The 12,985-nt window shown below is 70.8% G+C and carries 11 protein-coding genes; 4 read left to right on the forward strand and 7 right to left on the reverse strand.

The features are described 5' to 3' along the window. Nucleotides 1-4: 4 nt before the first annotated feature. Nucleotides 5-1,597, reverse strand: coding sequence for a phosphoglycerate dehydrogenase (gene serA / locus NJE57_RS02100; protein ID WP_319026702.1), 1,593 nt, complete (start codon nucleotides 1,595-1,597; stop codon nucleotides 5-7). 144 nt (nucleotides 1,598-1,741) lie between these two features. Here serA and NJE57_RS02105 point away from each other — a divergent pair, with 144 nt between their 5' ends. After that, nucleotides 1,742-2,323: a hypothetical protein gene (locus NJE57_RS02105; RefSeq protein WP_319026703.1), complete on the forward strand. Its 582-nt coding sequence runs from the start codon at nucleotides 1,742-1,744 to the stop codon at nucleotides 2,321-2,323. Then, a complete protein-coding gene (locus NJE57_RS02110; protein ID WP_319026704.1) occupies nucleotides 2,320-3,792 on the forward strand; it encodes an NAD(P)/FAD-dependent oxidoreductase in 1,473 nt (490 codons plus the stop codon). Before NJE57_RS02105 ends, NJE57_RS02110 begins: the two co-directional genes overlap by 4 nt. Before the next feature lie 9 nt (nucleotides 3,793-3,801). Here the strand turns inward: NJE57_RS02110 and NJE57_RS02115 are convergent, their stop codons facing one another. The 4 genes from NJE57_RS02115 to NJE57_RS02130 are packed head-to-tail and all read right to left on the reverse strand — an operon-like array spanning nucleotide 3,802 to nucleotide 8,928. Further along, nucleotides 3,802-5,430, reverse strand: coding sequence for a hypothetical protein (locus tag NJE57_RS02115; protein ID WP_319026705.1), 1,629 nt, complete (start codon nucleotides 5,428-5,430; stop codon nucleotides 3,802-3,804). A 52-nt stretch (nucleotides 5,431-5,482) separates the two neighbouring features. Then, entirely contained in the window at nucleotides 5,483-6,496 is a 1,014-nt protein-coding gene (gene ilvC / locus NJE57_RS02120) for a ketol-acid reductoisomerase (RefSeq protein WP_319026706.1), read from the reverse strand. A gap of 36 nt (nucleotides 6,497-6,532) precedes the next feature. Then, nucleotides 6,533-7,039, reverse strand: coding sequence for an acetolactate synthase small subunit (ilvN, locus tag NJE57_RS02125; RefSeq protein WP_319026707.1), 507 nt, complete (start codon nucleotides 7,037-7,039; stop codon nucleotides 6,533-6,535). After that, nucleotides 7,036-8,928, reverse strand: coding sequence for an acetolactate synthase large subunit (locus NJE57_RS02130; protein WP_319026708.1), 1,893 nt, complete (start codon nucleotides 8,926-8,928; stop codon nucleotides 7,036-7,038). Before NJE57_RS02130 ends, ilvN begins: the two co-directional genes overlap by 4 nt. A 279-nt stretch (nucleotides 8,929-9,207) precedes the next feature. Between NJE57_RS02130 and NJE57_RS02135 the strand changes: the two genes are divergently transcribed. Beyond that, nucleotides 9,208-9,645 (forward strand): PH domain-containing protein, encoded by a 438-nt coding sequence (locus tag NJE57_RS02135; RefSeq protein WP_319026709.1) that lies wholly within the window; start codon nucleotides 9,208-9,210, stop codon nucleotides 9,643-9,645. Here the strand turns inward: NJE57_RS02135 and NJE57_RS02140 are convergent. Together NJE57_RS02140 and NJE57_RS02145 are read right to left on the reverse strand one after the other, a co-directional pair. Further along, on the reverse strand, nucleotides 9,535-10,989 hold the full coding sequence (locus tag NJE57_RS02140) for a YhgE/Pip domain-containing protein (RefSeq protein WP_319026710.1): 1,455 nt from the start codon (nucleotides 10,987-10,989) through the stop codon (nucleotides 9,535-9,537). The two genes, NJE57_RS02135 and NJE57_RS02140, sit on opposite strands and share 111 nt — an antisense overlap. 89 nt (nucleotides 10,990-11,078) lie before the next feature. Then, complete coding sequence (locus NJE57_RS02145) at nucleotides 11,079-11,885, reverse strand: DoxX family protein (protein WP_319026711.1); 807 nt, start codon at nucleotides 11,883-11,885, stop codon at nucleotides 11,079-11,081. A 66-nt stretch (nucleotides 11,886-11,951) separates the two neighbouring features. On the opposite strand from NJE57_RS02145, the gene NJE57_RS02150 reads away from it, so the two are divergent. Continuing rightward, nucleotides 11,952-12,980, forward strand: a complete 1,029-nt coding sequence (locus NJE57_RS02150) for an oxidoreductase (protein WP_319026712.1) — start codon at nucleotides 11,952-11,954, stop codon at nucleotides 12,978-12,980. The last annotated feature ends 5 nt before the right edge of the window (nucleotides 12,981-12,985 follow it).

Below are 12,985 nucleotides of genomic sequence, written 5' to 3' on the forward strand. Positions count from 1 at the left end.
CCACTCAGGCCAGGGAGATCTGGGTGGCGGTGGCGTCGAGCTCGGCGACGATCCGGTCGACGGTCGGCTCCGCCACCGCGCGGTCGACGCGGAGGATGAGAGACGCACCCTCGCCGTGGGCGTCCTGGCTCAGTGCGGCGGCCTGGATGTCGATTCCCTCGCCCCCGAGGATGGAGCCCACCTTGCCGAGCACGCCCGGCCGGTCGGAGTAGTGGACGAAGAGGTTCTGGCCCTCGGCGCGCATGTCGAAACCGCGCTCGTTGATCCGCACGATCTTCTGCACCTGGTCCAGACCGGAGAGCGTACCGGTGACGCTCGCGAGGGCCCCGTCGGCCGCGACCGCCGTGACGGTCACGGTGCTGCGGTAGGACTTGGACTCGCTACGGGTCTCCACCGAGTGGGTGACCCCGCGCTGCTCGGCCATCTGGCCGACGTTGACGAAGGTGGCGGGCTCGTCGGTGATCGCGGAGAACATCCCCCGCAGGGCGGCAAGTCCGAGGACCTCGACCTGCTCGGAGGCGAGCTCACCGGCCACATCCACCCGCACCGTGGTGGGCACACCCGGGCACAGGTGACCGGCCATCAGGCCGATCTTGCGGACCAGGTCGAGCCAGGGTGCGACCTCGTCGCCGACGGGGCCACCGGAGACGTTGACGGCGTCGGGGACGAACTCCCCGCGCAGTGCCAGCAGGACACTACGGGCGACATCGGTGCCCGCGCGGTCCTGAGCCTCGCTGGTGGAGGCGCCCAGGTGCGGGGTCACCACGGTGTTCTCGAGCTCGAACAGCGGTGAATCGGTGCACGGTTCGGTGTCGAAGACGTCCAGTCCGGCCGCCCGGACGCGGCCGGACTTCAGTGCCTCGACCAGTGCGTCCTCCTCGATCAGACCGCCGCGGGCGGCGTTGACGATCACGACGCCGTCCTTGACCCGGGCCAACCTCGCGGCATCGAACAGCCCGGCGGTCTCCTTGGTCTTGGGCAGGTGCATCGTGATCATGTCCGCGCGCGAGACCAACTCGTCGATGTCCACGAGCTCGATGCCCAGCTGGGCGGCACGGGCGGCCGGGAGATAGGGGTCGTAGGCGATGAGGTTCGTCTCGAACGCCGCGAGACGCTGCGCCACGAGCTGGCCGATCCGTCCGAGGCCCACCACACCGACGGTCTTGCCGAGCAGCTCGACACCGTTGAAGGAACTGCGCTTCCACGTGTGCTCACGCAGGGTGCGGTCGGCGGCCGGGATCTGGCGGCAGGCGGCCATCAGCAGGGCGACGGCGTGCTCGGCGGCGGAGTGGATGTTGGAGGTGGGGGCGTTGACCACCATGACACCGCGCTCGGTGGCGGCCGGGATCTCGACGTTGTCCAGGCCCACGCCGGCGCGTCCGATGATCTTGAGCTTGGGCGCGGCGGCGAGCACCTCGGCATCGACCGTCGTAGCTGACCGGACGAGGATGGCGTCGGCGTCGGGTACCGCCTCCAGGAGCTTCGCGCGATCTGGACCGTCCACCCAACGGACCTCCACGGCGTCGCCGAGAGCGTCGACGGTCGACTGGGCGAGCTTGTCGGCGATGAGGACGACGGGACGTCCGGATGCTGTCACAGTGGGATCTCCTCGGTGTCAAAATTGGCACTGCCAGTCTAGGCCACCGCACCCCACCCCCGACCAGTGGCCGGGGTCGCCACCGACGCCTACCGTGGCTGATGTCACCGCCGGACCCGAGCGACGCCAGACGAATGGATCACCATGCCGCGAACGCCCCGGACGACCGGATTCCCGGTCCGCCTGCCCAACCCCTGGTTGCCCGTCCTGGCTCCCGCCCGCGGTCCGACCGCCGTGGCCACCTACCTGCGGGTCCACCTCTACGGGGCGGCGGTGGGTCGCAGTCTCCTCGACCACTGTATCCGCGCGGTGGACGAGCGGGACCGGGTCCGCCTGCTCCCCCTGCGGGCCCAGTTCGAGGAGGAGATGGACACCGCTGCGGGGCTGCTGTCGCGGCTGACCCCCATCGGGACCCCGGGCCGACGGTTGCTGCGCCTGTCGTCCGGCATCACGCTCTCCGTGCTTCCCGTCGGGCCGGTGTTCAGCGATCCTCTCTCCCGACTCGGGGTGTTGGAGGCGCTGCGCACCCTCGTGGTGGCCAAGCGCTCCATGTGGGAGCTGCTGTCGGACTCGTGGGTGGCGGACGGGCCCTCGGGGATCGACGACGACGAGCCGGGTGGCTCCGGAACCCGACGCGTCCTCGAGGGGCTGGCCGACCAGGCCCTGGCCCAGGAGGAGTTGCTCGAGGAGCTCCGCCGTACCTACGGCCTGGCGGTGTTCGAGTGAGCCCGTCCGGACCCGTGCGCGCCGATGTCGTGGTGGTGGGTTCGGGACCGAACGGGCTCGCGGCAGCGCTCCTGTGCGCCCGCGCGGGCCGGCAGGTGGTGGTACTCGAGGCCGAGGACACGATCGGGGGCGGTTGCCGCACCCTCCCCATGGACGGGATGCCCCATGATCTGGGCGCGGACCTGGTGGTCGACCCCTGTTCGGCGGTCCACCCGATGGCCGGCGCGGCCCCGTTCTTCCGGGAGTTCGACCTCGACGCCCACGGTGTCGAGTTGGCGACACCACCGGTGCAACTGGCCCACGCGCTCGGAGGGCGCGACGCGATAGTCGTGCCGTCCGACCCCTCTCGCGGGGCCCTGGCCGAGGGCCTGGGGTCCGAGGCGGAGGCACGTGCGTGGTGGCGGGTCATGGGGCCGGCGGCGGAGCGGTCACTCGAGGTCGTGTCCGCCGCGTTGTCCGATCAGCGGTCGATCCCACCGGTGGCGGCCACGGCGGCGCTGGCCGCGGCCTTCGTCCGGGCGCATCCCCGCGGGGGTCTGGCCGATCCGTTCGGACGGGACGGGCGCACGCTGCTGTCGGGGATCTCGGCCCACGCCATCACCCCGCTGACCTCCCCGGCCGCGACCGCTGTCGGGCTGGTCCTGGGCTCCCTCCTGCACTCCCCACTCGGGTGGGCCCTGCCGGTGGGGGGCAGCGGCGCCATCACCGCGGCGCTGGCCGACGCTCTCCGGGAGGCGGGCGGCGAGATCCGTACCGGGTTCCGGGTGGGTTCGCTCGCGCAGATCGACGCCCGCGACGTGGTGTTCAACACCTCCTCCCGGATCCTCGGCGAGATCCTCCTGGCGTCCTCGCCGTCGCCGGCCGTCGCCGGGCGGGCGCGCACGTTGACGGAGGCTCCCGTGGGCGGGGCCGCCGCCAAGGTGGACCTGGTGCTGTCGGGCCCGGTGCCGTGGCGCGATCCGCGCCTGGCCGGCGCGGGCACCGTGCACCTGGGCGGCGATTCGGCGCAGATCGCGGCGGCCGAACGCGACGTGGCGGCCGGCCGGCATGCGGCCCGGCCGATGGTGCTGGTCTCCCAGCCGTGGGTGACGGATCCGGGTCGCGTCGCCGCCGACGGTCGACGGCCGCTGTGGACCTACGCGCACGTGCCCGCATATTCCGATCTGGACCAGACCGAGCAGGTGCTCACCGCGCTGGACGAGGTCGCGCCCGGGATCCGCGATGTCGTGGTGGCCACCCGGTGTACGCCCGCGTCCCGGATGGGCGAGCACAACGCGAACTACGCCGGCGGCGACATCGCCGCGGGTCGGGTCGACCTCCGAGGACTCCTCGCCCGTCCGGTCCCCCGTGTCGACCCCTTCGCCACCGGCGTGCCGGGCGTGTGGCACGCATCCGGATCCACGCCCCCGGGCCCCGGCGTCCACGGGATGGCCGGGCAGCACGTCGCGGACCGGATCATCGGCGGGTGACGGGTCGGCTCACTGGTAGGAGACGAACCACGGTCGGGGCTCGACCGCCATCGTCTGCTCCGGCGTGAACGTCGGCGTGTCCTCGTCGTAGAAGTTCTTCCACGCCATCCAGATGTCCTGGGACAACCCCTGCTGCAGCACCTCCCACGTCTCCAACTTCAGGTCCGGGGTGCCGTGTCCGTCGGCGTGGAGGGAGATGGCGACCTCGGGCCGGGAGGTGTCGATCCGGTCGCGGTCGGTGATCATCGCCATGGAGAACTGGTGCAGGATGAGCAGCTTCTGCGGTCCCCCGGTGTCGCGGGTGAGGTCGGCGAGCCACCGGGTGACGCGGTTGATCTCGTCGGCGCTCGCGCTGCCGATCTGCGCTCCGGGCTGCTGACCGGGCTCGAGCTTCCACTCGGGGTCCAGGGCCAGACCCACGTTGGGCCGCGTGAGCAGCTCTTCGAAGAGCTTGGCCTGGTCGAGCAGATCCGCCATACCGGGCTGCAGGTCGATCACCGCGTAGCCACCCGCCTCGGTGATCGCGTCGACCAGCGGGGTGAACTCCTCGAGGCCCCATTCGTTGGTGTAGTTGCCGTCCGGCCCCGGCTCGGTGGAGGCGACGGTGGCGATGATCTCGAAGGCCGGGATGACGGGTTCCGGCGAGTACGGCTGGTACTCGTCGACCAGCTGCTCCACGCGCGCCACGCTCTCCTGCGGCCCCTGCTCGCCGAGGATGCCCAGTGTCGGGGTGATCGGTGATCCGTAGGCCGCGACGAACCGACGGCCGGGGAACAGCAGCTGTCCCCCGCCGGGGAGTTCGGGCACGGTGCGCGCGGCCTCGACCCGGTCGGCCAGGTCCTGCTCGGTCCCCCACCCGGGACCGAGGGCGACGACGGCGTCCGCGTCCTCGACGGCATCGACGGATCCACCGTCCACCCGGGGGTCCGGGATCCGCAGGTGCGACACCGCCGCGCCACTGGCGACAGCGGTCGCCACGGCGGCGACCGGGGTCCGGTCGTACACGAGTACGCGGGGGGCCTCGTCCGCTGTCCAGGCGGGGCCGCCCGCGGAGAACGCCTCGACCCCTGCCGCCGGCTCGCCGCCGGCGGTGACCTCTCCCGAGACCATCAGCGACGGCGATCCCGGGGCCTGATGAACCGTGACGTCGTCGATGCGGTCCGCAGGGACCTCCAGCTCGGAGTCGAACGTGATCCCCGTCAGCTCTTCCAAGCCGGAGCGGCCCGTCGGGGCGTCGACCACCTCGCCGTCGTCCGGCGTGAAAGCGACCTCGCCGACCCGCAGCACCCGCTCCGCACCCACACGGTCCAGTTCCTCCGACAGGGCATCGTCACCGCCGTCCACGGCGGTGAGCATCGGCGCGCGCAGTCCGACGGCCACCGACGCGGCGCGGGCCTGGGCGGCCTCGTCCGGCGCCGCCACCACGACCACCGGGGCGGACTCGACCAGCAGACGGGTCGTCTCGACCCCGGAACCGTCGGCGTCCACCGCCACCCGGTCGCCGTCGACCTCCGCGGCGGCGATCCCGGGTGCGTCACCCTCGGTGTCGGTGGCGGAGTCGGTGGCGCACGCCGAGGCGGAGGCCACCAGGGAAACGGCGAGGACCGCCGCCCCCACACCTCGACTGATGTGGCGCACGGCGGTCCTCCTCGAATCGGGGTGAGAGATCCCGATGGACCCTACAGGGGTCTCAGGCGGTCTCGGTGATCGGCCGGTCGACCCAGCTCATCAGGTCGCGCAGCTTCTGACCGGTGACCTCGATGGGGTGCTCGGCGTTCTCCTTGCGGAGCTGCTCGAGCTCGGAGTTACCGCCCTCGACGTTGGCCACGAGGCGCTTGGTGAAGGTGCCGTCCTGGATGTCGGACAGGATCGCCTTCATGCGCTCCTTGGTGCCGGCGTCGATGACGCGCGGGCCGGAGAGGTAGCCGCCGAACTCCGCGGTGTCGGAGACCGAGTAGTTCATGCGGGCGATGCCACCCTCGTACATGAGGTCCACGATCAGCTTGAGCTCGTGGAGCACCTCGAAGTAGGCGAGCTCGGGCTCGTAGCCGGCCTCGACCATGACCTCGAAGCCCGTCTTGACGAGCTCCTCGGTGCCGCCGCACAGCACGGCCTGCTCACCGAACAGGTCGGTCTCGGTCTCGTCCTTGAAGGTGGTCTTGATGACACCCGCGCGGGTGCCGCCGATCGCCTTGGCGTAGGACAGCGCGAGCGCCTCGCCCTCGCCCTTCGGGTCCTGCTCGACGGCGATGAGTGCCGGGACGCCCTTGCCGTCGACGAACTGGCGACGCACGAGGTGGCCGGGACCCTTGGGGGCGACCATCGCGATGGTGATGTTCTCTGCCGGCGTGATGAGGCCGAAGTGGATGTTGAGGCCGTGGCCGAAGAACAGCGCGTCGCCGTCGTTGAGGTTGGGCTCGATGTCCTCGGTGAAGATCTGCGCCTGCGAGGTGTCGGGGGCGAGCAGCATGATGACGTCGGCCCACTTGGTGGCCTCGGCGGCGGTCATGACCTTGAGGCCGGCCTCTTCGGCCTTCGCGCGGGACTTGGAGCCCTCACGCAGACCGATCGCGACCTCGACGCCGGAGTCGCGCAGGCTCAGCGAGTGCGCGTGCCCCTGCGAGCCGTAACCGATGACGGCGACCTTGCGGCCCTGGATCAGCGACAGATCCGCCGAGTCGTCGTAGAACATCTCCACTGCCATGGTGGATTCCCTTCGTGTTGGTGATAGAAGTCGAGACTATCGAGTGGTGGTGATGGACTTGGGGCCGCGTCCCAACGCGACCATGCCGGACTGGACGATCTCCCGGATCCCGTAGCCGTCGAGCATGCGCAACAGCGCGTCGAGCTTGTCCGGGGTGCCGGTGGCCTCGAGCGTGACCGATTCCGGGGAGACGTCCACGACGTGGGCACGGAACAGGCTGGCGATCTCGACGATCTGGCCGCGGGTGGTGGTGTCCGCGCGGACCTTGACCAGCGTGAGTTCGCGGGCCACCGATCCGGCCGGGTCCTGCTCCACGATCTTGATGACGTTGACCAGCTTGTTGAGCTGCTTGGTCACCTGTTCCAGCGGGAAGTCCTCGACGGCCACGACGATCGTCATGCGGGAGAGCCCGTCGGTCTCGGTGGGCCCGACGGCCAGGGACTCGATGTTGAACCCGCGCCGGGAGAACAGCGACGCCACGCGTGCCAGCACGCCCGGCTTGTCCTCCACCAGAACGCTCAGGGTGTGGGAACGAGCGGTCACTGGTCCTCCTCCTGCGCGGCGAGCACCGCGGCGTCGATCCGTTCGGTCGCCTCGTGGAGCTCCACCGGGTCGTCCGCAGCGGATTCCGTGTCGTCGAACAGCGGCCGGATGTCCCGGGCCGCCATGATCTCGTCGTTGGACGTACCCGCCGCGACCATCGGCCACACCTGCGCGTCCTTGCCCACGATGAAGTCGATGAGCACCGGCCGGTCGTTGATCTCGCGGGCCTTGGCGATCACCTCGTCGACGTCCTCCTCCCGATCACAGCGGAACGCCACACAACCCAGGGCCTCGCCGAGCTTGACGAAGTCGGGGATCATCGAGTGCGTCGACAGGTCGGTCTGCGAGTAGCGCTGGTCGTAGAACAGCGTCTGCCACTGGCGGACCATGCCGAGGTTCCCGTTGTTGATCAGGGCCACCTTGATGGGCGCGCCCTCGATCGCACAGGTGGCGAGCTCCTGGTTGGTCATCTGGAAGCACCCGTCGCCGTCGATGGCCCACACCTCGGCCTCCGGGCGGCCGAACTTGGCCCCCATGGCCGCGGGGACCGAGTACCCCATGGTCCCGAGCCCGCCCGAGTTGAGCCACGTGCGCGGCTTCTCGTACTTGACGAACTGTGCGGCCCACATCTGGTGTTGCCCCACCCCGGCGCAGTAGATGGCGTCGGGGCCGGCGGCCGCGCTGAGGCGCTCGATCACGTACGCCGGGGACAGCGAGCCGTCCGACTGCGGCCCGTATCCGAGCGGGAACTCGGAGCGGAGCTCGTCGAGCTGGGCCACCCAGTCGGCGGGCTCGACCAGCGCCCCGGAGTCGCGCTCGCCGCGCAGGGTCTCGACGAGCTCGATCAGCACCTCTCTGATGTCGCCGACGATCGGCACGTCGACGGCACGGTTCTTGCCGATCTCAGCCGGGTCGATGTCCGCGTGGATGACCTTCGCCTCGGGGGCGAAGGTGTCGAGCTGGCCGGTGACACGGTCGTCGAACCGGGCACCCAGGGTGACGAGCAGGTCCGACCGCTGGAGGGCGGCCACCGCGGCGACCGTGCCGTGCATACCGGGCATGCCGTAGTGCAGGCGGTGCGAGTCGGGGAACGCGCCGCGCGCCATCAGGGTGGTGACCAGCGGGATGCCCGAGAGCTCGGCCAACGCGAGCAGTTCCGCGGAGGCGTCGGCCTTGATCACGCCGCCGCCGACGTACAGGACCGGCCGCTTGGCCTTCGCGATGAGTCGCGCGGCCTCCCGGATCTGCTTGCCGTGGGGCTTGGTCACCGGCCGGTACCCGGGCAGCTTCATCTCCGGCGGCCACGAGAACGTCATCTCGGCCTGCAGGACGTCCTTGGGGATGTCCACCAGCACCGCACCCGGACGACCGGTCTGGGCGATGTGGAACGCCTCCGCCATCATCCGCGGGATGTCCTCGCCGTGGGCGACGAGGAAGTTGTGCTTGGTGATCGGCATGGTGATGCCGGAGATGTCGGCCTCCTGGAAGCCGTCCGTGCCGATGAGTGCGGTGCCGACCTGCCCGGTGATCGCCACGATCGGCACCGAGTCCATCTGTGCGTCCGCGAGGGGGGTCACCAGGTTGGTGGCGCCGGGACCCGAGGTGGCCATGCAGACACCGACCTTGCCCGTGGCCTGCGCATAGCCGGTCGCCGCGTGGCCCGCGCCCTGCTCGTGCCGGACCAACACGTGTCGGACCTTGACCGAGTCGTAGAGGGGGTCGTAGACGGGCAGGATCGCGCCGCCGGGGATGCCGAAGACGACGTCGGTGCCGATCTCCTCGAGAGACCGGACGACCGCCTGGGCGCCCGTCATCCGCTCGGGGGCCGCGGACCGGGCCTTGTTCTCTGCACCCGGACGGGGTCCGGGCTGTGCCGTTGGTGCGCTCACTTCAACTGTCCTTCATGCTGGTCGTGGAGCTGACGTTCGTCGCCGCACCCGGTCCGGTGGGACCAGGGGAACCCGGCAACAAAAAACCCCCGACGGCCACGGGGGCCGGCGAGGGTGCGCGTCGACGGAAAGCCAGGTAGCGGCTCAGGCGCCGACGCGCCGGCCGAGTACTAGACCGTTCCAGGTGTTCACGCGATCAGGTTAGGCCCCGGCCGTCGACGTCGTCAACTCGTGGAACATCGATCTCACATAGTGGACCGTGAGACAGTGGAACACATCATGAGCGCCCCCTTCAGAACCCCCCACCCGGAGTCGACGCCCACCGATCGGACACTCTTCCGGGTCAACCCCATGTCCTACGCCGTGATCGCGATCTTCGTGGTGGCGATCGTCTGGCCCGTCACCGCTTACCCCGTCGCCCTCGGGTGGCTCGTACTCCTTCCCGCGGGCTTCGCCTGGTGGGTCGCGCGGACCAGGACCAGGGTGGACGAGGACGGCGTCCACCTGTCGTCGTGGCGGTCGAGGTCATCCGTGCCCTGGGACCGGGTCAAGGGTGTGATGTTCCCCAAGAACGGCTTCGCCCGGTTGGTCACCACCTCGGAGGACTCACTCCCGATGGGCGGGGTCTCGTTCCACGATCTCCCCCGACTCTCCGAGGCCAGTCGCGGGCGTATCCGCGACCCCTACAGTGCGGCCCGGACGGACGAACCCGCCTGAGCGACCGTCGTCCGCGCGGCGGTTCGCCGGCACCCTGTCGGCGACGGCCTGGCGCCTCATCCCCATCCGCTCGTAGAGCAGGGTGACCACCACTCCCGCCAGGAGGCCCGCCACGGCCCAGCCACCGAGGACCCAGACCGCGTGCCCGAGGCCGGCATCCCAGCTCGAGTCGAAGAACATGATCGAACGCAGTCCGAGGTAGGCCTGGTGCATCGGCTGGAGGGTTCCGATCGCGATGAACACCTGGGGCAGCATCTGAGTGGGCGTGGCGCCACCCGAGGTGGGAATCCCCAGCACCACGAACAGCACCAGGTTGACCAACAGGCCGGCGTTGCCGATCGCGGCGATGATCGTGTGTGCGCACACCCCCACCGCCACGATCACGAGATTCGAGAACCAGAACATGTGCCAGGGGTCGTACCCGGTGACCCCGATCATGTCGGCGACCAACAGGCACAGCCCGGACACGAGCGGCGCCGTCACCAGGGTCACCACCCACTTGCGGGCCAGCGTCTGGAGCCGGCCGAACGGGGCCACGTGGACGTGGAGCGCCAGCGGACCGATCTCCAGGGGTATGAAGCCGAGCCGGGCGTCCAGGAGCGCGGAGATGATCATCGCTCCGGTGAAGCCCGCCAGGATCACGATCAGGGCGTAGAACATCGGCAGCGACGCGTTCGACACCCCGTCCGGCAGCGGGTTCCACGCCGTCACGTCGATCCCCACCGGGTCCCCGAGCGCGAGGGCCGCCGCGGCGCCGACCGTCCGGCCCTCCGCCTCGGCCAGCAACTCCGACTGCGACAGGAGCTGATCCCCCATCCGCTCGCGGAACGACTCGTGCATCGCCTCCGCCATCGTGTACATGACCTGGCTCGAGACGATCGACACGCGGGGTGAGTACTCCAGCGTGATCCGGGCGGGCGGCGGGGGCTCCGCGGTGTCCCCTGATTCGGTGGCCGCGGCCTCGACGAGACCGACCACCCGCTCGCTGAGCTCGGCGGGGATCCGCACCACCCCGAAGTACGACCCGTCCCGCAGCCCCTCCTCCGCCGCCTCGGGGTCCACCACGTGGAGCCGGATCCTCTCCCAGTCGTTGTTCTGGAGCAGTCCGGCGGTGATCTGCGATCCCACGTCGAGGTCACGCGCACCTATAGGTGTGTCCAACGACGCCCCGCGGTCGGAGTCCACCACCGCCACGGGGATGTGTCTCGCGTGCGATTGGGGGTCCGCGGTGCCTCCGAGGTACATGAAAGACAGGAGGAAGAACAGCCCGCACACCAGGACCACCGCGCCGGCCGAGTGAGAGGCGAACTCGCGGAAGCCGCCGGTGTGGCCGGAGTCGGTCATGGGACATCCTCAGTCTTCTCGGACGGCGCGTGTATTGCGAACACGTCGCCGTGTCCTCGTCGGCTGGGCTCCGCGCCGACGCCGGGTCCTCAGCCGGCGGTGACCGGGGGACTGTCGGTGGTGGACGTCAACGGGTTGGTGCCGTTGAGCAGGTACCAGATGACGCCCGCCACGATCACGGCCAGCAGCAGCCAGATCACCCCGCTGAACCGGGGGCGATGCGACCAGCGCCACCGGCGGTCGACCGACCACCGGCCGGCTCCGGCGAACAGCAGTGCCAGCAGGGCGGCGGCGTACAGGATGGACGTCTCGAGGCCGCGGGTGGTGTCCCCGAGCAACGGCACGGGATCGCCGCCGGTCAGTCGGACCGCGATGCCCATCCCGACCAGGGCGAGCAACGCGGACGCCGCGACGGGTGTGGCCAGGCCGATGACCAGCAGGACGCCCGCGACCAGCTCGACGGCGCCACCGGTGATCGCCAGGATCCGGGCCTGTTCGAACCCCGACTCGGTCAGTGTCGCTGCGAACCCGTCGATTCCCGGGCCACCGAACAGACCGAAGAGCTTCTGCAGGCCGCGCATCGCCAGGAGTACACCGACGGCCAGACGGAGCACGAAGAGGCCGAAGTCGGTCGTCCCACGGCGCGTGACCTCGTCCCGGGGGGATGCGGCGATCGTCGTGGGCTGGTCCGAGAACGGTAGCGGAGCCGACGGGTCGTAGCCCCCGGACTCGGCGAACTGCGAGTAGTCCGACCGACCTGCCGCGGGAAAGGCGGTGGTCGCGGAGTCGCCGCCCGGACCTGAGCCGGACCCCGACGTACTCGGGACGTCGAGCGGATAGTCGACGTCGTGGATCATCTCGGTACGGGCGTGGTCTCCGGGCTTTGAGGAAGTCACGATCCGACCATATGCCGCCACCCGCGCACCCGCACCCAGGACACGGCGCACCGTAGGCTTGTCGTCATGAGATCGCTCTCGCTGCTGGTGGTCGTGGCCCTGGCCATGGCCGGGTGTGCGAGGTTCGACGACCGACTGTCCGACCCCTTCACCCCCGCCCCCGGTCCGGGGATGGGCGCCGCCCCACCGAGCAGCCCGCCGGGCGTTCCCCCGCCCTCCTCGACACCGCGTGAGGGCGAGCCGGAACCGCCACCGGAGCCCGGCCCGTGTGTGGACCCGGATCCCGCCGTGATCGCGACGTGCCTCGATCCCGCCGTCGCCGTCGCCGGCCTCGGCGAGAAGGCCCTGGTCGCCGAGGCGACGGGAGGCGTCACGATCGTCTCCGTCGATTCGCCCCCCGAGGACTTCGGCCGCGTCGAGCCGCGGGCCGGACGAGTGGCGGCGGTCGCGCCCTCCCCCGACTTCGCTCAGGACCGGTTGGTGTACCTCCTCGTCGTGGGCGACGGCGCCTCGAGGGTCGAGCGCCTCGCGCGCGGGGACGCACCGAGAACGGTGGCCGAACTCGCCCCTGCGGAGACCGGGGGGCTGGCGTTCGTCGACGATGTCCTGACGGTGGGCGTGGGCTCGGAGCTCCTGAGGTTTCCCGGGTTCACCGGGATCGGGCGCGCCGAGGCCCCGGAGATCGTCGCCCGCGACCTGGGCCGGATCACCGGGCTCTGCACCCATCGGTCCGACCTCTATCTCTCGGCCGTCACCGACCGCGGTGCGGTGGTCCGGACGCCCGACCGCCTCATCTGGACATGGCCGGATCAGCGTTCGGCGGGCGGGTGCGCCGCCGCCGAGGACTCCCTCTCCCTCGCGCTACCGGACGGGGAACGCGCCGACACCCTGCCCCTCGCGGGCGGCGCGGCCCGCGGGCAACCCGAAGCCCTCGCGGAGGGCCGCTACGGACGCATCACCGGCCTGGCCGCGGTCGGTGACGGGGTGCTGCTCGGCGGCACCACCAACAACAGTGGTGGCTCACCGGTCCCCACCGACGATCGCGCCGTGATCCTGCCGCGGACCGGCGAGGGTGGCGGCGACGCCCGGACGTAGGGGCG

The organism is Dietzia sp. PP-33 (assembly GCF_033790845.1).
Classification (GTDB): domain Bacteria; phylum Actinomycetota; class Actinomycetes; order Mycobacteriales; family Mycobacteriaceae; genus Dietzia.

Bases quoted from the DNA above. Each gene is read 5' to 3' on its own strand.
- NJE57_RS02150 (WP_319026712.1), top strand. From the start codon at position 11,952: ATGAGATCGCTCTCGCTGCTGGTGGTCGTGGCCCTGGCCATGGCCGGG.
- NJE57_RS02140 (WP_319026710.1), bottom strand. From the start codon at position 10,989: ATGACCGACTCCGGCCACACCGGCGGCTTCCGCGAGTTCGCCTCTCAC.
- ilvC (WP_319026706.1), bottom strand. From the start codon at position 6,496: ATGGCAGTGGAGATGTTCTACGACGACTCGGCGGATCTGTCGCTGATC.
- NJE57_RS02105 (WP_319026703.1), top strand. From the start codon at position 1,742: ATGCCGCGAACGCCCCGGACGACCGGATTCCCGGTCCGCCTGCCCAAC.
- NJE57_RS02135 (WP_319026709.1), top strand. From the start codon at position 9,208: ATGAGCGCCCCCTTCAGAACCCCCCACCCGGAGTCGACGCCCACCGAT.